Origin of the sequence: Campylobacter sp. CNRCH_2013_0855 (assembly GCF_025773025.1) — a bacterium.
Taxonomy (GTDB): Bacteria; Campylobacterota; Campylobacteria; order Campylobacterales; family Campylobacteraceae; genus Campylobacter_D; species Campylobacter_D jejuni_C.
The window spans coordinates 112,005-135,008 of record NZ_JAKMTE010000001.1 but is presented as its reverse complement, the minus strand read 5'-3'; the positions used below and the strand labels follow the sequence as shown (position 1 = coordinate 135,008).

At 28.0% G+C, this 23,004-nt stretch carries 19 protein-coding genes; 17 read left to right on the top strand and 2 right to left on the bottom strand.

The genetic code is table 11. From position 1 onward, the window contains the following. Positions 1 to 2: 2 nt before the first annotated feature. Genes L8X40_RS00655 through L8X40_RS00585 form a run of 15 tightly spaced genes read left to right on the top strand, consistent with a single transcriptional unit; the run spans position 3 to position 16,716 of the window. Positions 3 to 1,085: a CDP-glycerol glycerophosphotransferase family protein gene (locus L8X40_RS00655; protein ID WP_263667088.1), complete on the top strand. Its 1,083-nt coding sequence runs from the start codon at positions 3 to 5 to the stop codon at positions 1,083 to 1,085. Beyond that, the gene (locus L8X40_RS00650) at positions 1,082 to 1,795 is read left to right on the top strand and encodes an IspD/TarI family cytidylyltransferase (RefSeq protein ID WP_087700716.1); all 714 of its coding nucleotides are present in this window, start codon (positions 1,082 to 1,084) and stop codon (positions 1,793 to 1,795) included. Before L8X40_RS00655 ends, L8X40_RS00650 begins: the two co-directional genes overlap by 4 nt. Before the next feature lie 3 nt (positions 1,796 to 1,798). After that, the gene (locus tag L8X40_RS00645; protein ID WP_214099877.1) at positions 1,799 to 2,806 is read left to right on the top strand and encodes an NAD-dependent epimerase/dehydratase family protein; all 1,008 of its coding nucleotides are present in this window, start codon (positions 1,799 to 1,801) and stop codon (positions 2,804 to 2,806) included. Continuing rightward, on the top strand, positions 2,799 to 6,023 hold the full coding sequence (locus L8X40_RS00640; protein WP_263667087.1) for an FkbM family methyltransferase: 3,225 nt from the start codon (positions 2,799 to 2,801) through the stop codon (positions 6,021 to 6,023). The genes L8X40_RS00645 and L8X40_RS00640 overlap by 8 nt, the downstream gene beginning before the upstream one ends. Further along, positions 6,008 to 7,669, top strand: a complete 1,662-nt coding sequence (locus L8X40_RS00635) for a sugar transferase (RefSeq protein WP_263667086.1) — start codon at positions 6,008 to 6,010, stop codon at positions 7,667 to 7,669. The genes L8X40_RS00640 and L8X40_RS00635 overlap by 16 nt, the downstream gene beginning before the upstream one ends. A 7-nt stretch (positions 7,670 to 7,676) precedes the next feature. Next, positions 7,677 to 9,824, top strand: coding sequence for a hypothetical protein (locus L8X40_RS00630; RefSeq protein ID WP_263667085.1), 2,148 nt, complete (start codon positions 7,677 to 7,679; stop codon positions 9,822 to 9,824). Continuing rightward, a complete protein-coding gene (locus L8X40_RS00625) occupies positions 9,808 to 10,368 on the top strand; it encodes a dTDP-4-dehydrorhamnose 3,5-epimerase family protein (RefSeq protein WP_263667084.1) in 561 nt (186 codons plus the stop codon). Before L8X40_RS00630 ends, L8X40_RS00625 begins: the two co-directional genes overlap by 17 nt. Beyond that, complete coding sequence (locus tag L8X40_RS00620; protein ID WP_087700312.1) at positions 10,368 to 11,414, top strand: GDP-L-fucose synthase family protein; 1,047 nt, start codon at positions 10,368 to 10,370, stop codon at positions 11,412 to 11,414. Before L8X40_RS00625 ends, L8X40_RS00620 begins: the two co-directional genes overlap by 1 nt. Beyond that, complete coding sequence (locus tag L8X40_RS00615; protein WP_214135669.1) at positions 11,415 to 12,584, top strand: DegT/DnrJ/EryC1/StrS family aminotransferase; 1,170 nt, start codon at positions 11,415 to 11,417, stop codon at positions 12,582 to 12,584. It abuts the gene before it with no gap. A gap of 57 nt (positions 12,585 to 12,641) precedes the next feature. After that, positions 12,642 to 13,184 (top strand): dTDP-4-dehydrorhamnose 3,5-epimerase family protein, encoded by a 543-nt coding sequence (locus tag L8X40_RS00610; protein WP_087700316.1) that lies wholly within the window; start codon positions 12,642 to 12,644, stop codon positions 13,182 to 13,184. A gap of 2 nt (positions 13,185 to 13,186) precedes the next feature. After that, on the top strand, positions 13,187 to 13,414 hold the full coding sequence (locus tag L8X40_RS00605) for a hypothetical protein (RefSeq protein ID WP_087700318.1): 228 nt from the start codon (positions 13,187 to 13,189) through the stop codon (positions 13,412 to 13,414). Then, a complete protein-coding gene (locus tag L8X40_RS00600) occupies positions 13,411 to 14,442 on the top strand; it encodes a GDP-mannose 4,6-dehydratase (protein WP_087700320.1) in 1,032 nt (343 codons plus the stop codon). Before L8X40_RS00605 ends, L8X40_RS00600 begins: the two co-directional genes overlap by 4 nt. Positions 14,443 to 14,446: 4 nt before the next feature. Then, positions 14,447 to 15,466 carry a dehydrogenase gene (locus tag L8X40_RS00595; RefSeq protein WP_087700322.1) on the top strand — a complete coding sequence of 340 codons (1,020 nt, stop codon included), beginning with the start codon at positions 14,447 to 14,449 and terminating at the stop codon, positions 15,464 to 15,466. After that, the gene (locus tag L8X40_RS00590; protein WP_087700324.1) at positions 15,454 to 16,047 is read left to right on the top strand and encodes a D-sedoheptulose 7-phosphate isomerase; all 594 of its coding nucleotides are present in this window, start codon (positions 15,454 to 15,456) and stop codon (positions 16,045 to 16,047) included. The genes L8X40_RS00595 and L8X40_RS00590 overlap by 13 nt, the downstream gene beginning before the upstream one ends. Further along, positions 16,048 to 16,716 carry a nucleotidyltransferase family protein gene (locus tag L8X40_RS00585; protein ID WP_087700326.1) on the top strand — a complete coding sequence of 223 codons (669 nt, stop codon included), beginning with the start codon at positions 16,048 to 16,050 and terminating at the stop codon, positions 16,714 to 16,716. On the opposite strand, the gene L8X40_RS00580 is transcribed toward L8X40_RS00585, so the two are convergent. Then, on the bottom strand, positions 16,713 to 18,158 hold the full coding sequence (locus tag L8X40_RS00580) for a DNA/RNA helicase domain-containing protein (RefSeq protein WP_087700328.1): 1,446 nt from the start codon (positions 18,156 to 18,158) through the stop codon (positions 16,713 to 16,715). The genes L8X40_RS00585 and L8X40_RS00580 overlap by 4 nt on opposite strands. 47 nt (positions 18,159 to 18,205) lie before the next feature. Between L8X40_RS00580 and L8X40_RS00575 the strand changes: the two genes are divergently transcribed. Continuing rightward, on the top strand, positions 18,206 to 20,233 hold the full coding sequence (locus tag L8X40_RS00575) for a capsular polysaccharide biosynthesis protein (RefSeq protein WP_263667083.1): 2,028 nt from the start codon (positions 18,206 to 18,208) through the stop codon (positions 20,231 to 20,233). Then, positions 20,230 to 21,408 (top strand): capsule biosynthesis protein, encoded by a 1,179-nt coding sequence (locus tag L8X40_RS00570; protein ID WP_087700332.1) that lies wholly within the window; start codon positions 20,230 to 20,232, stop codon positions 21,406 to 21,408. Before L8X40_RS00575 ends, L8X40_RS00570 begins: the two co-directional genes overlap by 4 nt. Here the strand turns inward: L8X40_RS00570 and L8X40_RS00565 are convergent. Beyond that, a complete protein-coding gene (locus L8X40_RS00565) occupies positions 21,405 to 22,913 on the bottom strand; it encodes an SGNH/GDSL hydrolase family protein (RefSeq protein ID WP_263667082.1) in 1,509 nt (502 codons plus the stop codon). The genes L8X40_RS00570 and L8X40_RS00565 overlap by 4 nt on opposite strands. Positions 22,914 to 23,004 lie beyond the last annotated feature (91 nt).

Below are 23,004 nucleotides of genomic sequence, written 5' to 3'. Positions count from 1 at the left end.
TTATGCTTTTAAAATGCTATATTATTGTGAAGCAAGTATTGTTTCAAATTGTTTATTATCTTTATTATTTTTTATTTTCTAGTAAAAAAACATTATTAATTATTTATTCCAATTCTAGCATACTTTATTCAAATTTAAAAGAATTAGAAAAATGTCTTAAAAAACATAGTATTAAATATAAGGTTATTTTTAACACCAAATCTATAAATAATATTAAACATATAGCTAATTCATCTATTATCATAATAGACCAATCAAATTATTTTTTATCATATATAAAACTTTTTCCGTCGACAAAAGTACTTCAATTGTGGCATGGAGGAGGGTTGTATAAAAAAGTTGCCTTTGATAAAATACTTTCTTTAGAGGGTAATAAAAATATTACACGAATTTATCGCAATATATCTTTTTTGAATATTTCAGACAAAAAATTAGTGAATGAATATTCTCGTATGTTTAATATTCATAAAGAAAATATTATAAATTATGGTTTACCAAGAACAGATCGTTTGTTTTCTAGAGATACCTTGAAAGACAAGAAAGAATTTCTTCTAATGTATCCTGAAATTGGAAATAAAAAAATATGTTTATATGCACCAACATTTCGAGAGGATGCTAAGCGACAACGCAAATTGCTGAATGTTGATATGGAAGACATGGTTAAACAATTGCAAGATTATGTAATTATATATAGAGCACATCCTACTTTAAAAATATCTGATAATATAAAGGGTATAATTGATGTCAGTAATCTAGAATTAGATTTTGTTTTGTCTATTACGGATATACTTATTAGTGATTATTCATCAATCATTTTTGATTATTCTTTTTTTAAAAGACCTATAGTTTTATATGTTCCAGATCTAAAAGAATATTTTATAAAAAAGAAGCAATTGTATTTTCACCCATCAGAGCTTGTAGGTTGTTCCAATGTATGTTATAACAGTACTGAATTAGCCAATGTAGTAAAAAGAGCCACATATAAGATTGACTTATGGGATTCTTTTATGAGTAATTGTAAGGGTAATTCTTGTCAACAATTAGTAGGTTTTATAAAGAATTTGCAAATTAAAGGAGATATATGAAAACCATAGCACTGATTTTTGCTGGTGGCACTGGTCAAAGGATGAATATTTCTTCTGGTTTACCAAAGCAGTTTTTGTTAATAGAAGATAAGCCTGTTATAATCCATACTCTAGAGATTTTTTCTAATCACAAGGATATAGATGGGATTGTTGTTGTGTGTTTAAAAGATTATATGGATGAATTATATCACAATATTAAAAAGTACTCGATAAAGAAAATTATTGAAATTACAAATGGTGGCTTGTCTGGCCAACAGTCTATTTTTAATGGTTTGACATTAATCAAAAAGATAGTAAAAACTAACCCCTATGTATTAATTCATGATGGTGTTCGACCTTTAGTTACGGGCAAGGAAATATCTCAAAGTTTATCATGTGCATATGCGAATGGAAATTCAATTAGTTATTCTAAAATGACTGAAACAGTTTTATACAAAGCTGAAAACACAGAAATCTTAAACCGAGATAAGTGTTTTCATGTTAAAGCTCCTCAAATTTTTAAACTCAATGATATATATGATTTACATATTAAGTCTCAAAAAGAAGATTTGGAGTTTATTGATTCGGCTTCTATGGCATTTCATTATGGATTGGAATTATATTTTACCGAGTGTTCAAATAATAATATAAAACTAACAACACCTAAGGATTTTTATATGATCCAAGCACTAATGCAAGCAAAAAAAGTTGAAAGTATTTTTGGGGTATAGGTTATGAATGAAATTTTAGAAAGAAGATTAAAGCTATTAGAAGATAACTTCAAATTTAATATTAATAAAATGACAAATAAAAAAATCCTTATCACCGGAGCAAATGGATATATAGGTTCAATTTTGACTTTGATTTTACATTATAACGCAAAATTATATTGTCTTGTTAGAGACAAAGATAAGATGATTAAACGTTTTCAAGAAATTTGTGGCGATATAGATAAGATTAGTATCTATGAAGATTTGCATAAAATAAAAGATAAGATTGATATTGTTATTCATTGTGCAGCGCCCACACAAAGTGATTTTTTTATTGAAAATCCTATAGATACTGTAGATATTATATATACTAATACTAAAAATATTCTAGATTTCTCAAAAAAAAATAACGTTGAAAAAGTTATATTTTTATCAACAATGGAAATTTATGGAGATGTAATAGGCGATAATATTGTTGAAGATGATATAGGAAAATTTAGTGTTACTAATACTAGAAATTCATATCCTTTAGCCAAACAAATTAGTGAATTTATGGTTCATTCATACTCAAAAAAATACTCATTTAGTGCTTCTATAGTGAGATTAACACAGACTATTGGTCCTACAGCACAAATTAACGATAATAGGGTTTATATGGATTTTATTCGTTCGGCATTAAAAAAATCCAAAATCACATTGTTTACTAAAGGTGAAACAAAAAGAGAGTATATAGATGTATTTGATGTTGCTATGGCTATTATTTTTATAGCGTGTGAGAAAAAATTATTTGAGATATACAATATATCAAATCCGAATATTTTTATTAGCATTTATGATCTAGCAAAAACTATTTCAAACAAATTAAAAGCAGAACTTGTTTTTGATTTGCAAAGAGATACATCTCGGTATCTTCCACCTTTTATAAGAAAATTAAACTCTGATAAAATATATCAATTAGGTTGGAAGCCTTTATTTAGCTTAAATCAATCTCTAGATGATATGATTAATTATATTAAGGATATAAATGAATAAAATAAAAAAATACTTGTTTAAAATTTTTAGATTTTTGCCATTAAGCAAAAATAAAATAGTTTTTATCGCACATTCTGCAAGTAGATTTGATTGCAATCCTAAGGCTATTTTCGAGGATTTGTTGAAAAATAAGGTAAAAGCTAAATATGTTTGGATTTTGAATAAAAAATTTCATAAAGAATATAAAGATAAATATCCAATGGTGTCTTTTGTTTCTCCTAGTTCTTTTAAAGCTTTTTTTCATTTAAGCACCTGTAGAGTTTTTATTAACAATCAAATCCATGTTTATTATAAAAAAATGGGATTTAATAAAAGATCAGAGCAATTATATTTGCAAACTTGGCATGGTTCTTTTGGAATGAAGTGTATAAATATAGTTGATGAGACGGAAAAGGTTTTTCAGGCTTCTCAAGATATGGATTATTGGATTACTAATAGTTTTTTTGAAAGTGAAGTATACAAAAAATCTTTATGGGCCAATAGGGTTGTTGAAATAGGGCATGCAAGAAGTGATGTTTTGTTTAACTCAGATTACAAAGGATGTGTTAAAGAAAAATACAATCTATCAAAAAACTGCAGATTGGTTTTATATGCCCCTACAAAAAAAGAACAATATTCACAGCTTAATTGTATTGAAGTTGTAGCTAAATTTTCAGATAAAGTTTTAAAAATTTTTAAACAAAAATATCCTGAACACACTTGGTATATATTGATAAGAAGACATGCATATGACAAAGGTATTGTAAAATATCAGAATCAAAATATTATCGATGTTTTTGATTATCCTGATGTGATGGAGCTTGTTAAAGAATGTGATGTTTTGATTTCGGATTATTCTTCTATTATTTGTGATTTTGCATTAACTTACAAGCCTATATTTATCTACGCAAATGACTATGATAGTTTTATACTTACATCTAAACTTTATCATGATTACTCAAAATTACCTTTTGGTTTGGCTAAAAATTTTGATGAATTAGAAAAAAGCATTATAAATTTTGATCATGATGTTTATAAACATGAGTTAAAGGTATGGCTAGAAAGTGTTGGATGCATAGAAGATGGTAAGGCTGGTAAAAAAATATCAAGCTTGATTACACAGTTTATTGAAAAAGATAGAGATTTGAATCTTTATACTACTAACCAAGTTACTCCTTATATAGCAAAAATTATGGGTTTTAAGAATATTTATTTTACTTTTAGAAATATTGGTGATCAAATCATTATGATGAGGTCTTTGGAATTATTACATCAAAAAACTAAACAATTTTTTTTAATAGGAACCACTCTGCCAGACTTATGGAAAGAAGTAAAATTTGTAAAGGTTGTTAATCTTAAAGAAATTAAACTTCATATATATCAAAAAGAACAATTTGATCTAATGGCAAGTTATGGTATAAAACCTATTTTTTTAACACAAGAGTCGTTTAATAAAGAAAAAGGTAAATACATAAGAACCTATGGGCCTAGTCATATAGTTGCAAATGTATGCTCTAAGCTTGGGTTGGAAGGTGATATTGTAGTTGATTTAAATTTTCCTTTGAGTGAAAAAGAAAAAGCTTTTGGGCGATTTGTGCCTGAAAATAGAAAACAAATAGCTATTATTTCAGGGGGTTTGCAAAGATATAAAACATATCCATTTGAAAAATTACAAGAGGTTGTAAATTCGTTACAAGAAAAATATGATTTTATCCAAATTGGCACCAAGGAAGATTTGCCTTTAAGAGGTGCTTTAGATTTAAGAGAAAAACTAACATTGCGAGAAGTTGCTAGCACGCTATATAACTCAGATTTATTTGTAGGTGGCATAGGAGGACTAATGCATATGGCTAATGCTGTAGGCTGTCCTAGTGTAGTGTTGTATAGTGAAGCTGAACCAGAATATATGGTTAATTATAATAACAACACAAATGTTTTTCCTATTGATAATACATGTGTTAAATGCACCGAAGGTAAACATTGTCCTTGGTCTTCTCCTTGCAAAGCAGAAGATCAAAAGTACTCATGCATTGATAATATTCAAATAGAAGATATTATACAAGCTATTAATAAACGTATTGGGTTACCTAGAAATTTAAATAAACCTACAATTTATCATATTAAGCAAAAAAAAGTTTATGGTCTTGAGGAATATAAAAAAATTGGATTTAGTTTTGTTAAAGAAAACCAATATTTTGGAATTAGAAATGTAAAAAATAAAACAAAAAAGGCATTACAGGTATTATTTTTTGGCTATTCGCCTATATCTTTTGTTTATAGTAGGATGTATTTTAAGATAAGAATATTAAACCTCCATGTAAATTTGAGTAAATTTGTGATAAAAAAAAATAATAAAAAACAAGTACTCCAAAATCAGTACTCTGGGAATGATTTAAATGATAATTTTATGAATAGAATTATCAAAATAAAAAATCATCTAAAAACTAAAGATTGGTTTTTGATAAATGAGTTAGTTCAAAATACCGATATAAAAAATCAAGGTAAATTTATAGAACTGTTAAATAAGGAAAAATATATTAATTATATTACAAAGCCAATTGGAAAAAAAGAAATAAATCATAAGGTATATGAATTATTTTTATATGATAGTTTTATAATCCCTTTTAATATAGCACATAAATTTTATGTTTTAGAAAAAAAATGTTATATAAACACAAAAAGAAAAAAAGAATATATCCGACAAGGGGATATTATAGATGTTGGCGGTGGCTTAGGTTTGACCACATGTTTTCTATCTCGATACACTAATAATACGGTTTACTCTTTAGAGCCATCTTTTAGATTGTATATGTTATTGGAAGAGATATGTTTGCTAAATCAGATTAGTAATGTTAAAATTTTTAATTTAGCTTGTAGTGATTCAAATAAATCTCTATACACTACTAACAAATTAGATAATTCTAACAAGGTTGGATGTGAAAAACATGCTAATGTTATAGGTATTAAAGCAACTACATTAGATTCTTTTGTTTTAAAATACAATGTTCAACCAAAATTTATTAATATATGGAATAATGGACATGAATTTGAAAGTCTTATTGGTATGGTAAAAACCATTCGACAATTTCGTCCTATAATCCATATTAATATCTCTGATTCTTCTGATAAATTATTCGATATTTTTGATTTTTTGATCTTTTATGATTATAGTATTAATATAAAACGAGCAGCTATAAGTAGTAATAAGGAGTTTTTTGTTTTATGCGAACCGAGATAAAATTTGTTTCAAGTAGAAGAGATGGATTAGGTGCAAGATTATCTGCTTTATTTAATGCTTTGGCATGCAGTCGCTATTACAAAGGCGATTTTTTATTTTGGTGGCCACAAAGTAGTGAACAAATGCAAAGATATGATCAGATTCGAGAAAATACAGAATTAAATAGTAAAAAATTAACAGTAATGAATAAGGAGGATTTGTTTTCGCCTTTGTTTTTGCAAAAATACTGTAAAAATTTCCCAGTAAAAGATGGTTTGCCATTTTGTTATAAAAACAACAAAGTCAACGATGTTCTAAAATTTAAGATAACTAAAGATAAGCTAGAAGATTGTAATTTTATTAGTCATACTCCGTGTGTTAACTATATAGAAGATATGGAATCTGATAAGTATTATTTAATTTTAGTAGAGTTGTGGAAAAGTTATAGAAATATTTTTAGCGATAGAATTTGCAAAATAATTGATAGTGCAAGAGATACAGCAAAAGCACTAGGTTATTATGAAAGTATAAGTTTAAGAATGGCAGATGTTGTATGGAACCCAGAATATAAAAATTTAGGAACTTATGTTTTTAAATATTCACCATTGGAAATTATGTCTGATGTGATAGCAAAGAGACCAAAAGTTAAATTTATAATTTTTTCAGATGATTATAGTTCCGCAACAAAATTGAAGTATTTTTTTAAAAATAGAGATGATGTGTTGCTCGCTGATGATTTTCTTAATAAAGATTATTCAGAAGATGAAAAGACAATATTTGAAATTGCACTTATGAGTTATTCTGGTAATGTTTATATGGGAGATTCTAATTTTGCAAAATTTCCTTGTAGGGTAGGGCTTGGCAAAGAGCCTATTTCTATTACAGATCTTTATACAAATAAAGATAGATATAACTTGATTAAAAAAAATATTAATTCTTTTGCTTTATCAAAATATCAAAAAGCTTATAGTTATTTATATTTGTATACTAGAGCTAAGTTGTTAAATAAATCTTTAAAAGAATTAAGAAGTATTATGGTAAATGCTTTAATACTGGATCGTGATAATGATCTTTATAGAATAGGAATTTTATATAGTTTATTAAAAGAAAAAAAATATTTTAGAGCGGAAAATTATTTAAAGTATATAATGACTGTTCGTTATAGAGTATTTTTGAAGGTTTTAGTTGATGATAGAATGCTTTTTAAAAAAGATATTTTAGATGGTTTACAGGGAGTTGATTTAAGAGATTATCCATATATATTAAAGTTATTTAATGATATTTATTTTAATAAGAAAGAAAAAATTTTACTAGGAGCACCATCTCGTATTAAAAACCATCTTGCTTATAGACTAGGACAAATTGCGGTAACAAATTCTAAAACAATAGGTGGTTATTTTAGATTACCTTTTAATTTAATAAAAGAATACAAACAGTATAATCAAGAACAAAAAAATTATCAAATGATGATTAAGATAAATCCTGCCTTAGCTTTACCAAAATTGCAAGATTATGATGATTATCAAGAAGCAGTAAAAATTAAAAAATATTTTAGCTACAGATTAGGTGAAGCTATTATACAAGCTAATAATACTTGGTATGGGGGGGGGTATATCAAGCTGTGGTTTGAGATTAAGAGGTTGAATAAAGAGTTTAAAAAGAGGTAAAACAGTGATGTCAAATAATATATCTTGTTTTAAGATGATTGATTTACGACGAATATTATTAAAAAAAAATGCTTTGGGTGTTTTTGAGCTAGATCAGCAAGAATATATTGAGTATATTGAAATTGATAACTTTTGTTCGACCGTGAAATGTTTTATTTCAAATGATAGTAAAATATGGAAAGAAATCGAAGTTTTTAATAAAGGCAGTAGGTATCAAATAAAATATACAAAATTTAAATTTTTAAAAGCAAATACAGATAATATAGAGCTTTATGCCTATGTACGACAATATCCAGGATTGATTATTGTTTCAAGACCAGATGGATTTGGATGTAGAATAGGTGCATTGTTGAATGCGATGTATATATCAAGAGAAACTGGCTTTAAATTCGGTTTTCTTGGCGGAAAAAACTATGACTTTTCTAGATTTCAACCAATTATTGATGATTTTGAAAATATCTTTTCTGAAGAATTTCTTGAAGAGCATTATTACCACAGAGAAATTACTTTGGATTCGGATCATGATCATTTTGTAACTAATATTTTAAATCCGAAAGATATCCTAGAGCTTCCTTATGAGAAGGAATGGGGATTTTTTTATAATTTTCATCCTTTAACATCATCTCTAATAAAAGACAATAATTATCGTTCAAATATGAAAAAATCATTCAATGCTATTGGTTTTTCTAAAAAATATTGTGATTTAATAGAACTTTCAAAACAAATAAAACAGCAAATAAAAACAAAATTTGTTGCTATACATATGAGAAATGGAGATGTAATGGTACCTGACAAAATGAACAAGGGTACAGCTGAGATGTTTTGGAGATTGTTTCCTGTTGAATTTTTAATAGAAATTATTAAACGAGAGAATTCTATAGGAAATGCTGTTGTTTTATTTAGTCCAGATTTTGATATTTTGCAACAGGTTAAAATCTTTTTTAAGTCAAATAATATGGTTTACACATCAGGAGAATTAATTGAAGGATATTATAGTAATATATATGAAAGAGATTTTTTAGAATTAATGCTAATGTCTCAATCTTTTAAAATATATAAATCTCCTGCAAGCTTGTATTCTGAATTGGCATTTTATATTGGTGATGTTGAAGAAAAGATAGAAATTCATAAGCATTTTACCCTTGAAGAACAATATCACATTATGATTAAAAACCACAATGTGATTAATATTTCAAATCCTTACTATAGTACTTGTTATTATATTTATTTGTATTTTATGGTAGCATTACCTTTGAAAAAAGAAATACAAATTTTAATTGATATTTTAAATGAAATTATTAGAAACAATCAAAAGTATGTTCTAGGACACTATGAATTAGTTCGTTTACTACTAGACAACAAAAAACTAAAAGAGGCTGATGTGGTTATTAAGGACTATTGGCTTCCTTGTTTTGACGAGGTGATTTCTTGGATTTTGTTGGATAATTTACATCATTGTGTATATAAGCAAAAACAATTTTTAAAACAGTCTGTTCAAAACTATCCATATATATCCTATGTTAAAGCTTTTATAATGGAAAATAAAGGTGATGTTTGTGGCGCAATGAAGGCTATAATGGTAAGCATAAATAATGAGAGTGACAATATAATATTTCTTAAAATGTTTTATAGGTTATATTTGAAATATTTTTATAAAAATGAAAAGCAAATCGAGGATATTTTTTTAAATCTAGATACAACAAATAAACAAATATTAAAATTAGATAGTGAGTGTCAAAAAATCAGCCGTGGTATTAAAAAAATACAGGAAAAACCGCTTTTACTAGGAGCACCATCTCGTATTAAAAACCATCTTGCTTATAGACTAGGACAAATTGCGGTAACAAATTCTAAAACAATAGGTGGTTATTTTAGATTACCTTTTAATTTAATAAAAGAATACAAACAGTATAATCAAGAACAAAAAAATTATCAAATGATGATTAAGATAAATCCTGCCTTAGCTTTACCAAAATTGCAAGATTATGATGATTATCAAGAAGCAGTAAAAATTAAAAAATATTTTAGCTACAGATTAGGTGAAGCTATTATACAAGCTAATAATACTTGGTATGGGGGGGGGTATATCAAGCTGTGGTTTGAGATTAAGAGGTTGAAGAGATTAAAAAGGGGTAAAGATGGCTATAGAATTTGACATACAAGGATCAAAAATTTTAAAAGGTGTATATATAATAACTCCTAATAAATTTAGAGATTTGAGAGGAGAAATTTGGTCGGCATTTTCTGAAGATTGTTTAAAGCATTTGCTTCCTGATAACCTAAATTTTGTTTTGGATAAATTTACTTTATCAAAACCAAATGTTTTAAGAGGAATTCATGGAGATCACAAGTCGTGGAAATTGGTAACTTGTGTCTATGGGGAAGTACATCAAGTGGTGGTTGATTGTAGAAAAGACTCTCCTACTTATTTAAAATGGGAAAAATTTATTATCAATCAAAATAATCAGAAATTAATTTTAATTCCACCTTATTTTGGAAATGCGCAGTATGTTAGCTCAAAAAGTGATGCTTTATATTATTACAAGTGGGCTTATGAGGGCGAGTATGTTGATGCTAAAGATCAATTTACTTACGCATGGAATGATAGTAGAATTGCTATAGATTGGCCAACAAGCAACCCTATATTATCAGATAGGGATATTGATGCAACAATTAATGATCATACTAAAGGATTTTAATGAATAAAGATTCTAGAATTTATATAGCAGGACATAAAGGTACAGCTGGTACTGCTTTAGTAGAAAATTTAAAAAAAAGAGGATATGAAAATTTAATTCTTAAAACACGACAAGAGCTTGATTTGCTAAATCAACAAGCTGTGGTTGAATTTTTTAAAAACGAGCAACCAGAATATGTTTTTTTAGCAGCAGTTTTACCATGTGGAGCTGCTAATGTATCTCAAAGAGCAGATTTTATATACGAAAATACAACCATCCAAAATAATATCATCCATCAATCTTTCAAATTCGGAGTAAAAAAATTAATTTTTTTTGGTTCAGGTTATATGTATCCTGAAAAAACTCTTAATCCTATTAAAGAAGAAAGCATGTTGACTGATATATTAGAGTATAATGCGACTTCATTTGGTATTGCAAAAATATCAGGTGCGTTGATGTGTGAATCATATAACATTCAATATGGAACTAATTTTATAACTTTAGCTTTGAATAATTTATATGGCACAAGGGCAAATTTTGACTTTGGAAAGTCTAGAGTTTTGCCGGCGTTACTTAGAAAATTTCATCTAGCTAAACTACTAGAAGAGGAAAGAGAGGATGAAATTTTAAAAGATTTAAAAATGAAATCATTTGTTGAAGCGAAGAAGTATTTAGCTGATTTTGGTATTTCAAAAGACTGTGTGGAAATTTGGGGTACAGGGAAAGTTAGAAGAGAATTTATACATAGTGATGATTTGGCTGATGCTGCTATTTATGTTATGGAAAATGTAAATTTTTCTGATTTATATAAAAAAGATGAAAAAATAAAAAATACGCATATTAACATTGGAACAGGTGTTGATTATAGTATAGCAGAAGTTGCTCAAATGATTAAACAAATTGTTGGATTTAAAGGAAAATTGACTTTTAATCCTAATAGACCAGATAGTACAATGGATCGTTTGATGGATTGTTCTAAAATTCATTCTTTAGGTTGGAAGCACAAAATTGAACTTGAAGATGGTATTAAAATGATGTATGATTGGTATTTAAATAAAGGAGAATAAATGAAATATACACTAGCTTCATCAACTTGGGATGAAAAGGAATTACAAGCAATACAAGATGTTATTAAAAGCGATATGTTTACTATGGGTAAAAAGGTGGCTGAATTCGAAAAAGATTTTGCTAAATTTACAGGTTCTAAGTATGCGGTTATGACAAGTTCAGGTTCAACTGCAAATTTGATAGCAACAGCAGCCTTGTTTTATACAAAAAATCCTAAATTAAAAAGAGGAGATGAGGTTATAGTTCCTGCGGTATCATGGAGTACTACTTATTATCCGCTTTACCAGTATGGTTTAAAGCTAAAATTCGTAGATATAGATCTAGAGACTTTAAATTATGATCTAGATGCTTTAAGTAGTGCTATTAGTGATAAAACAAAAATGATCATGATTGTAAATTTATTGGGAAACCCTAATGATTTTGATGCAATCAATGATCTTATCAAGGGAAAAGATATTATTTTGCTAGAAGATAACTGCGAATCAATGGGAGCAGAGTATAAAGGTAAACAAGCTGGAACTTTTGGTATTATGGGGACTTTTTCAACATTCTTTTCTCACCATATGGCTACAATGGAAGGTGGTTTTGTGGTTACAGATGATGAAGAGTTGTATCATATTTTGCTATGTTTAAGAGCACATGGTTGGACTAGAAATCTTCCAAAAGAAAATTTAGTAGCCAATAAAAGCGATGATTGGTTTAGCGAGTCATTTCGTTTTGTATTGCCAGGGTATAATGTACGTCCGGTAGAAATGAGCGGGGCTATTGGTATAGAACAGCTTAAAAAATTACCTATGTTTTTAAAACACCGTAGAGAAAATGCTAAACTGTTTTATGAATATTTTAAAAACCATCCTGAATTTATTATACAAAAAGAAATTGGAAGTAGTTCGTGGTTTGGATTTTCTTTGGTGATTAGACCAAATTCGAAATTGCAAAGAAAAGATATCATTAAAAAATTAGAAGAAAATGATATAGAATACCGTCCTATAGCTACTGGAGATTTTACACAAAATGAAGTGATTAAATATTTTGACTATGAAATTCATCAGGAATTAAAAAATGCAAAATATATTCACGAAAAAGGATTTTTTGTGGGTAATCACCAGTTTAGCATTAGCGAACAAATAGAGTTATTAAATAAAGTTATAGGGGGGGGGTGTAGGTAATTTATATAAATTAATAGCCTCGTTTGCAACTTTTAAGTATGACTTGGAGGTTGCGTGATGGCTATAGAATTTGACATGCAAGAATCAAAAATTTTAAAAGGAGTGTATATCATCACACCAAATAAATTTAGTGATTTAAGGGGTGATATTTGGACAGCATTTACGGAAGAATTTTTAGGAAATCTAGTTCCCAATGGAATTAAATTCAAACATGATAAGTTTATAAATTCGCATTTTAATGTTTTGCGTGGAATTCATGGGGATATAAAAACTTACAAATTAGTTACTTGTGTTTATGGAGAAGTCCATCAAGTCGTGGTTGATTGCAGAAAAGATTCTCCAACTTATCTTAAATGGGAAAGATTTATCATAGGTCCAAGTAATCAACAACTTGTTTTAATCCCGCCAAATATGGGAAATTCTCATTATGTGAGCTCTAAAGAAGCAGTGTATTATTATAAACTTGCTTATGAAGGCGAATATTTAGATGCTCCAGATCAATTTACCTATGCATGGAATGATGAAAGAATAGGAATTGATTGGCCTACTAAAAATCCTATTCTTTCGGAGAGAGATATTTTAATAACAAATAAGGAGTAAGAATGAGTACTGAAAATAAAATAGACTTAGTTGTTGCAAGGCTGAAAAGTTACGGATTAAATATAATCAATAAAGGTATTGTTGGTCTATCTTCTCAATATAGTATTACTGGAACTTTAAATAATAAAGAAATTAAAGCTATTGTTAATCATTTTACGAATGGAACTATCAATGTTCAAGGTGTTGATCAGCAATTAGTATATGAATTAATTAAGGATATTATATCATGAAAAAAACAGTATTAATCACTGGTTTTACTGGACAAGTTGGCTCACAAATGGCGGACTTTTTACTAGAAAATACTGACTATGATGTTATAGGTATGATGCGTTGGCAAGAACCTATGGATAATATCTATCATTTAAATGATAGGATCAATAAAAAAGACAGAATCAGCATTTTTTATGCGGATTTAAATGATTATTCTAGCATTCAAAAGCTTTTTGAAACCAAGCGTCCTGATGTGATTTTTCATTTAGCGGCGCAATCTTACCCAAAAACTTCTTTTGATATACCAATTGAGACTTTACAAACTAATATCATAGGCACAGCAAATATCTTAGAAAACATTAGATTACTAAAAGCCAAAGATGGCTATGATCCAGTAGTGCATGTATGCTCATCTAGTGAAGTTTATGGGCGTGCAAAAGTAGGTATAAAGCTAAATGAAGAAACACCTTTTCATGGTGCAAGTCCTTATAGTATAAGTAAAATTGGAACTGATTATTTAGGAAGATTTTATGGTGAGGCTTATGGTATAAGAACTTATGTCACTAGAATGGGAACACATAGCGGTCCAAGGCGTTCTGATGTATTTTTTGAAAGTACGGTTGCTAAGCAAATCGCACTCATTGAAGCTGAACTTCAAGATCCTATTATAAAAGTGGGAAATTTATCAAGCGTGAGAACTTTTCAAGATGCCAGAGATGCAATAAGAGCTTATTATTTACTTTCACTTGAAAGCGCGAAAGGCAAAGTACCTTGTGGAGAAGCTTTTAACATAGCAGGGGAGGAAGCTTTTAAACTTCCTGAAGTCATAGATATACTTTTAGGATTTTCCACAAGAAAGGATATTAAAGTAAAGCAAGATGAAGAAAGATTGCGTCCTATTGATGCAGACTATCAAATGTTTGATAATACTAAAATCAAAAGTTATATCAATTGGAAGCCTGAAATTCCAGCTAGAAAGATGTTTAAAGATTTATTAAATCATTGGAGGGATGAGATCAAAAAAGGCAACATCCCACTAAATAGGTGAAATCATGAAAATAATTCGTTCTCAAACTCCCTTGCGCTTAGGTTTAGCCGGTGGGGGTACTGATATAAATTTATATTGCGATCAGTATATAGGTTATGTTTTAAATGCGACGATATCTTTATATGTGCATTGTACTTTAATAGAAAGAGATGATGAAAAAATCATCTTTGATTCGTCAGATACAAATGTAAAAGTAGAGTATAAAAGCAAAGATTTTTTAGAAAATGATGGCAAGCTAGATCTTTATAAAGCAATTTATAATCGTTTAGTAAAAGATTATATTAAAAAACCTTTGAGTTTTTCTTTACATACTTATTCAGATGTGCCAAGTGGTAGTGGACTTGGTGGTAGTTCTACTTTGGTGGTGGGTATCATCAAGGCATTTGCTGAGTGGCTAAATTTACCTTTAGGTGAGTATGAGATTGCACGTTTGGCGTATGAGATTGAACGAGAGGATATGGCTATAGTAGGCGGTGCACAAGATCAATACGCTGCAACTTTTGGTGGATTTAACTTTATGGAATTTTATGATCAAAAAAGAGTGATCGTTAATCCTTTACGCATTAAAAATTGGATAGCAAGTGAGCTTGAGGCTAGAGTTTTGCTTTATTTTACAAATATTACTAGAGAGGCTAAAGACATAGAGGAGCATAAAAAAGGAAAACTAGGAGATGAAAACTCTCTTAATGCTATGCATGCGATAAAACAAGATGCACTAGATATGAAAGAAGCGTTGTTTAGAGCTGATTTTGAAAAAATAGCTCAAATCCTAGGTAAGTCATGGCAGTCAAAAAAGATCATTTCTGATATAGTAAGTAATGATGAACTTGAAAGAATTTATCACTTAGCCATGGGAAATGGTGCCTATAGTGGCAAAACAAGTGGAGCTGGTGCCGGGGGATTTATGTTTTTTATGGTTGATCCTATAAAAAAATATAAACTTAAAAAAATTCTAAATGAGCAACAAGGATATGTGCAAGAATTCTACTTTACTAAAGAAGGAGCAAAATCATGGAAAATTTAAATTTATATATAAAATCTCATTTTAGTGATTCAATTGATATTAAAACTAAGATTTTAAATGATAGCGATGCGATCAGCTTAATCAAAGAGGTGTCTTTAAAAGTAATCAATGCTTATAAAAATGGTAATAAAACTTTACTAGCAGGCAATGGAGGAAGTGCGGCTGATGCACAGCACATAGCTGGGGAGTTTGTGAGTAGATTTTACTTTGATAGACCTGGTATTGCAAGCATTGCTTTAAGTACTGATACGAGCATTTTAACAGCTATTGGTAATGACTATGGCTATGAAAATTTATTTGCAAGACAAGTGCAAGCACAAGGTGTGAGTGGAGATGTATTTATAGGAATTTCTACAAGTGGAAATAGTAAAAATATCTTAAAAGCTTTAGAAATTTGTAAAGAAAAAGGAATTTTAAGTATAGGTTTAACCGGGGCTAGTGGCGGTGCTATGAATGAACTTTGTGATTATTGTATTAAAGTACCATCATCTTGTACACCAAGGATTCAAGAAGCGCATATTTTGATAGGTCATATTATCTGTGCTATAGTAGAAGAAGAGCTTTTTGGTAAAGGGTTTTGATTGCAAGCTATAGTTTTAGCAGGAGGGCTTGGCACAAGGTTAAAAAGTGTGGTGCAAGATCTTCCAAAACCTATGGCGCCCATTAATGGAAAGCCATTTTTAACCTTTGTCTTAGAGTATTTAAAAAAACAAGGAATTACTGAAGTTATCTTAAGTGTTTCGTATAAATACGAACTCATTCAAGAGTTCTTTAAAGATGAATTTAATGGTATAAAAATACGCTATAACATTGAAAAAGAACTTTTAGGTACAGGTGGAGCTATAAAAGATGCTTTGAAGTTTATACAAAATCAAGCTTATGTTTTAAACGGGGATACTATATTTGATATTGATCTAAAAAAACTTGCTTTAAATGATAGTAAAATTTGTATTGCACTCAAACAAATGCAAAATTTTGACCGATATGGCACTGTAAATGTTGATGATCAAGGTATTGTAACATCTTTTGAAGAAAAGGTGTTTAAAAAACAAGGCTTAATCAACGGTGGTATATACTTACTGAAAAAAGATATTTTTGATGAATTTGATTTGGATAAAAAATTTTCTTTTGAAGAATTTTTGCAGTCAAACTATAACGCATTGAAAATACAAGCCAAAATTTTTGATGATTATTTTATTGATATAGGGATACCGCAAGATTATAAGAGTTTTAACGAAATGCTAATCTAGTTAATATTATTTATGATTTTCATGCAATTAGTGTAAATTTCTTTATTATCTATTATTAATATAAATAATTTTTTTCTTACTCTACTCATGGCTTGGAATAAAGTTTCTATTGGATTATAATATGTACTTATTCTATAATCTAACTTATTGTCATTGTAATAAAAGTATTTATCTATAACAACAAGTATATTGTTATATTCTTGTCCTATAGATTTATGAGCACTCATATCGGAATTGAAAACTATATCGTCTAGTGTTTCTCTTCGACGTACACTATTTGTTAGGTAAATATGATTATAATTTTTTGTATTTTTCAAATATTGTATATATTTATTAGCACTATCTATATTTTCTTCATAATGAATTGTAATATTATTATAATTATAATTTTTATTCTTATATTTATTGATTTTGTTCAAATCAAATATTTGATATATAAAAGAAGCTATTTCTTCATTATGTCTTATTTTTTTACTTAATTTATATTTTATATTCGAAATATTTTTGATTTTATCTACGGTTTTTTTAGCATCGTTGAAACTATTTAGCTTTTGATTTTCATCATGTGAAAATATAATTATTTTTTCTGTAGATATAAAATTATCAACTTGATTTAAACTTATTCTTTGAGATTCATCAATAATAATAATATCATAACTTTTTATACATTCTTTGTTAAACTCTTTAATTGATATGATATTCCAACCGTTTTCTTTTAATTTTTGTATTCCCTCGTTTGATTGAGCACAATGTACAATACAATTATTTTGTAAGTTTTTTGCTATGTCGTATATAAGAAGTGTTTTTCCTGTCCCAGCTACCCCTTCTATTGAGAAAATTTTATTATTTCTAATTTTTTTTAATAAGTCGGTTTTGATTTCTTCTTGCTGTTGAGTTAGGTAATATTTATCATTTAAAAAACTAGTGGTATTATTGAATGGGGAGATTAAAAAATTAAGCGGAGAAAACAAAGCGTCCAAATGTTCAGCGTAATCTTTAATTTCACCAAGATTTAATATTAATAAATCTATTGTATAAACTTTCAAACGGCTATTTTCTAATATATATATTAAATCCTTATGTTTTATATATACGCAACAAATAATTTTTTTATTAAGCATTGTTAAATAATAATAGTTTCTTTTCAATTGAAGTAGAATTTTATTTTCATCTGTAAATTCAGATTTTAGTTCAATGTTGATAATTGTATTTTCTCCAACTCTTAACAAATCAAATTCTTTTTCTATATGAGGTAGCTTATAGCCAATATAATAGTTTTCAAATATATTTTGCTCTTTTATATTTTGGTTCTTTAAAAGCTCACAAAAGCTTAATAAAGTTTCCAACTCATATTGTTTTAATGTTAGCTTTAAAAGTTTTATGATAAAATTGTAGTCATTATTGCTTTTACAAAAGTTATATATAGTTAATATATTAAACATTTATCCTCCTTGTAAAGATGATATATTATAAATTTTAAAGAATTTTCATGAAGAATTATACCACATCTAAAAAATTAAAAGAAAATGTTAAAAACTTTTATAAGATATCTTTATATCATACCTACAAAAACATCACAAAAGAAGATGTTTTTGTAGGTTGGGGTAGAAAAAAGTCGGGTTTAAAAGCTATAGAGTTAGCAAAAAAACATAATGTAAAATTTTTGCTTTTAGAGGATGGTTTTTTACGCTCATTAAATTTAGGTGTAGAAAATAGTCCAAGTTTTTCTATCGTCAAAGACGATATAGGAATTTATTACGATGCGACTGCACCATCTAAACTTGAAAATATTTTAAATACTTATAAATTTAGCTCTAAAGAACTAGAGGAAGCAAAAAAAGCCATAGAGCTTATAAAAAAAGAAAAACTTAGTAAGTATAATAATAATCTTTGCGTGTCAAAAGAGCTTTTTAGCGCTAATGAAGAACGCGTATTAATCATCACTCAAGTAGCAAACGATGCTTCTCTTAAATTTGGCCTAGCTGATAGTTTTTCAACTCAAGATATCATAAATGATGCTATCAAAGAAAATCCAAATGCTAAAATATACATTAAAATTCATCCTGATGTATTAAGTGGTAAAAAACAAAGTGATTTTGATGTACAAGATTTACCAAGTAAATGTGTAATTATAAAAGAAAATTATAATCCCATAGAATTATTAAGTCATTTTAAGAAAGTCTATACTAAAACTTCTGGTATGGGTTTTGAAGCTTTGATGGTGGGGTTAGAGTGTGTTTGTTATGGTATGCCTTTTTATGCTGGCTGGGGTTTAACCCAAGATAAGTTAGAGTGTAAAAGAAGGTTTAAAAAAAGAAAACTAGAAGAAGTTTTTTATGCTGCTTATATTTTATATAGTGAGTATTTTAATCCTTATTTAGACAAAAAAAGCGATATTTTTGATACTATTCATACTTTAGCAAAGTATAAAAAGATAGAACAAGCTAATTCTAATACTTTGTATTTTTTAGGTTTTACTTTATGGAAGCGTTGGTTTATGAAGCCATTTTTTAAAACCAAAAATAATAAAATCATTTTTTTAAATTCGCTTGATGAACTTTACAAAGCAAATTTAAATCCTGAAGATAAAATTTTCATTTGGGGTAAAAAATATGATAAAGCTTTGCTAGCTAAAGATTTTAAAAATGCAATTTTCTTAGTAGAAGATGGCTTTTTGCGCTCTGTTTTTTTAGGTTCAGATCTTACACGTCCTTTTTCTTTGATAGTAGATAGTAAAGGCTTGTATGTTGATCCAAGCAAGCCAAGCGATTTAGAAGATATTTTGCAAAATCACATTTTTGATGAGAGTTTAAAACAAAGAGCTAAAAAGCTCATCACTATTATTACACAAAATAAATTTTCAAAGTATAATGGTTTAAAACATGAAAAATTAAATTTTAATACCAACAAAAAAATCATCTTAATCCCAGCTCAAGTAGAAGATGATGCTTCTATGATCTTAGGTGGTGCAGACTTTGATACCTTAAAACTTTTACAAAGCGTAAGAAAGGCAGATAAAAATGCCTTTATAGTTTTTAAACCTCACCCTGATGTTTTAAGTGGCAACCGCAAAGGTTTAAAAGATAAAAGCATTATTTTAAAATATTGTGATGAGATTATAGAAAATGTCAGCATAGATAGTGCTATAAATGCTTGTGATGAGGTGCATACTATAACCTCTACAAGTGGTTTTGATGCTCTTTTGCGTGGTAAAAAAGTAGTGGTGTATGGCAAGCCTTTTTATACAGGTTGGGGTTTGACAAGCGATTTACATGAAATTTCAAGACGCACAAGAGTGCTTAGTTTAGAAGAACTTGTTGCTGGTGTTTTGATCCTTTATCCAAGGTATATCCATCCAAAAAGTAAAAATTTATGTGAAGTTGAGCTTGCTTTAGATATAATGTTAAAAATGCAAAAAGATTATTTTTCTAAATTTTATTTGCGTTGGTTTATAGATATAAGAATTTATATATTAAGAAAAATAAGAAGATTGATAGAATTTATTTTGATTAGATGAATTTAAGTAAAAAGTTAAAAAAATTTTCTGGTAAAAATGTTTTATTGCTTCAAGGACCTGTGGGAGGGTTTTTTTATAAAATTGCTACAAAAATTCCAAAAGCTAAGGTTTATAAAGTAAATTTTAATGGTGGAGATTTTTTCTTTTACCCTTTTAAAAGCATTAATTACACTAAAAGCTTAGCCGAGCTTGAAGACTTTTATAAAAAGCTTTTTGAAGAAAAACAAATTCAGGTTATCATTATGTATAATGATTGTAGAAAAGTACATGAGATAGCCATTAATGTTGCTAAGCAAATGGGTATTGAAGTATGGATTTTTGAAGAAGGTTATATAAGACCAAACTTCATTACTTTTGAAAAAGATGGAGTGAATGCAAACTCCACTTTACCAAGAGAAAAAGAATTTTATCTAAGTCAGAAAAAATTTGATAAAGATTTTAAATTTAAAACTTTCTCAAGCACTTTTAAAAATATGGCTTTTGCTTCATTTTTATACTGGCTTTTTGCTTTTTTATTTTCTTGGTATTTTAATAATTCTTTACATCATAGAAGTTTAAAGCTATTTGACTTTTTACCTTGGCTTTGTTCAGTATATAGAAAAAACAAATACAAAATTACAGAAAAAAGTTTAAATGAAAAAATTCTTTCCCTAAAACAAAAGTATTTTTTAGCTATTTTGCAAGTACACAATGATACTCAACTCTCCCATCATTATAAAAAAACTACAGAAAAATTTATAGAAGAAGTGATTATCTCTTTTGCTAATCATGCCAAAGCAAAGTCATACCTAGTTTTTAAACACCATCCTATGGACCGTGGTTATAGGGATTACACAAAACTTATAGAAGATTTGAGCTTAAAATACAATGTCGAGGGCAGAATTTTATATGTACATGACTTACACTTACCTACGCTCTTAATCAATGCAAGGGGTACTATAGTCATAAATAGCACAGTAGGATTTTCTGCTTTATATCACAATAGCCCTTTAAAAGTTATGGGAAAAGCTTTTTATGATATAGAAGGTTTGACTTATCAAAAAAGCTTGCATACCTTTTGGAAAGAGTGCAGGGCATATAAACCTGATGCTGTTTTACACGCTAAATTTAGAAATTATGTGATATATAAAACCCAAATCAATGGAAATTTTTTCAAAAATACTAGTTTAGATTAAATTTTCTTTTTATAGTTTTTTGCAATTTTTTTTAGTTTAAAAGGTAAGCTTAAATAGCCTATTTTAAAAGGGGTTCTTGAAGCTTGCAAAAGTGCATTACCTAAAAGATAAGGCAAGTGTGTTTTGGCTATTTGAGCGTGTTTGTAGTCTGCATAGGCTTTTAGCGGTGGTAGATTTTTTTGATCTTTTTGATTTTTAAAATGCTCTTTTTTGACTTTTCTTAGTTCAAAGGGTATTTTAAAGCAATCCAAATAACTTTTGCTATTTTTCATGATAGCTTCCCCAAGTTTATAGCTTAATCTATCTTTTATCCTTAAACTAGCTCCATAAAGTTTATTATTTTGGTGGATGAATATTTCATATTCATTTTTTAAGCCTTTGTGATTTAAAAAACGCAAAAGATTATGATTTTGACTTTGTAAAAATGTTTGTATATCAAGTTTTTTTAGTTCATGGTACTCTAGTGCTAATTCTTTATAAAATGCTATAGGTGGTATTAAAGAATCATGGGTATTTGTAAGATGAATTTTGCATTCAATTTTTTTATCATTATCATTTTCTAAAAGTAAAATTCCTATTAAGTCCACATAATCAAGCCTTGGTGTTTTTTCATTTGCTATGCTTAAACCTGAACTTTCCTCACTTTGCTTGATAATTTGTGTATTAACATACAAAAAGGTTTGCTCATCACAAATTGCTTTTTCATTTTGTATATCTTGAAAAGTATTGATAAGTCCAAAATTTTTTATTAATTTAAAAGATGAGTTTTCAATACTTATAGATGATATAGCATGGGTTGATGAGTTAGTGTGATTCCAAGTATGTATGCCTAAGATTTGATAGTCTTTTAACTCTTTTGGAAAAATAATTTTTTCATTAGCTTTAATCTTTGTAGTTTTTTCACAAAAAAATGAGTTTTTATGCTCTATTTTGGTTAAATTTGAAGGTGCAAAGATATGATATTTTCTTTTTGAGCAAATGATATTTTCTTTGGATTTTTTAAAGTTATGTAAATTTTTAACGATGTTTTTTCCAAGCTCTTGCATAGCTAGTGGCATAGGATGGAATTTATAGCTTTGATCAAAATCATAAAGATTATTTTTTTGGTAGTAAAAGTCTACATCGATTAGATTAAAACCATAATAAGCACAATTTTTCCTATGAGCTTCATTGATAGCTTTTGATTTATCATTACAAGCTGGTATGGGGAGTATAAGTACTATTGTAGTTTTATTTGCTTTGTAAAGTTCTTCGTAAAAATAGTCAATATTTCTAAGTATGATATTTAAATTCATAGGACTTAGATAATCGTTGATATTTGATTCGCTAATGAGAAAATCACTTTTGATTATAGTTTTTTCATGGCGTATTAACTCATAAAGATTTTGTAAAGAAGTGCTAAGCCCTAAAGCGTAATTATGTAGTGTAATGTCTTTATTTTCAAGACCTATTCTAAGACCATTTTTAACTACACTATTGCTACCACCTAGTAAGATTACATCCATAAGTTCTTTCTTGTTTATAAATTTTTATTTATTTTATAAAATATTTTTTAATGAATAATTTCAGAGTAAAAACCCCTCATTTTGCCTTTAA

Excerpts from the sequence above, each read along its gene's own strand:
- L8X40_RS00655 (WP_263667088.1), top strand. The coding sequence starts at position 3 with ATGCTTTTAAAATGCTATATTATTGTGAAGCAAGTATTGTTTCAAATT.
- L8X40_RS00650 (WP_087700716.1), top strand. The coding sequence starts at position 1,082 with ATGAAAACCATAGCACTGATTTTTGCTGGTGGCACTGGTCAAAGGATG.
- L8X40_RS00645 (WP_214099877.1), top strand. The coding sequence starts at position 1,799 with ATGAATGAAATTTTAGAAAGAAGATTAAAGCTATTAGAAGATAACTTC.
- L8X40_RS00640 (WP_263667087.1), top strand. The coding sequence starts at position 2,799 with ATGAATAAAATAAAAAAATACTTGTTTAAAATTTTTAGATTTTTGCCA.
- L8X40_RS00635 (WP_263667086.1), top strand. The coding sequence starts at position 6,008 with ATGCGAACCGAGATAAAATTTGTTTCAAGTAGAAGAGATGGATTAGGT.
- L8X40_RS00630 (WP_263667085.1), top strand. The coding sequence starts at position 7,677 with ATGTCAAATAATATATCTTGTTTTAAGATGATTGATTTACGACGAATA.
- L8X40_RS00625 (WP_263667084.1), top strand. The coding sequence starts at position 9,808 with ATGGCTATAGAATTTGACATACAAGGATCAAAAATTTTAAAAGGTGTA.
- L8X40_RS00620 (WP_087700312.1), top strand. The coding sequence starts at position 10,368 with ATGAATAAAGATTCTAGAATTTATATAGCAGGACATAAAGGTACAGCT.
- L8X40_RS00615 (WP_214135669.1), top strand. The coding sequence starts at position 11,415 with ATGAAATATACACTAGCTTCATCAACTTGGGATGAAAAGGAATTACAA.
- L8X40_RS00610 (WP_087700316.1), top strand. The coding sequence starts at position 12,642 with ATGGCTATAGAATTTGACATGCAAGAATCAAAAATTTTAAAAGGAGTG.
- L8X40_RS00605 (WP_087700318.1), top strand. The coding sequence starts at position 13,187 with ATGAGTACTGAAAATAAAATAGACTTAGTTGTTGCAAGGCTGAAAAGT.
- L8X40_RS00600 (WP_087700320.1), top strand. The coding sequence starts at position 13,411 with ATGAAAAAAACAGTATTAATCACTGGTTTTACTGGACAAGTTGGCTCA.
- L8X40_RS00595 (WP_087700322.1), top strand. The coding sequence starts at position 14,447 with ATGAAAATAATTCGTTCTCAAACTCCCTTGCGCTTAGGTTTAGCCGGT.
- L8X40_RS00590 (WP_087700324.1), top strand. The coding sequence starts at position 15,454 with ATGGAAAATTTAAATTTATATATAAAATCTCATTTTAGTGATTCAATT.
- L8X40_RS00580 (WP_087700328.1), bottom strand. The coding sequence starts at position 18,158 with ATGTTTAATATATTAACTATATATAACTTTTGTAAAAGCAATAATGAC.
- L8X40_RS00575 (WP_263667083.1), top strand. The coding sequence starts at position 18,206 with ATGAAGAATTATACCACATCTAAAAAATTAAAAGAAAATGTTAAAAAC.
- L8X40_RS00570 (WP_087700332.1), top strand. The coding sequence starts at position 20,230 with ATGAATTTAAGTAAAAAGTTAAAAAAATTTTCTGGTAAAAATGTTTTA.
- L8X40_RS00565 (WP_263667082.1), bottom strand. The coding sequence starts at position 22,913 with ATGGATGTAATCTTACTAGGTGGTAGCAATAGTGTAGTTAAAAATGGT.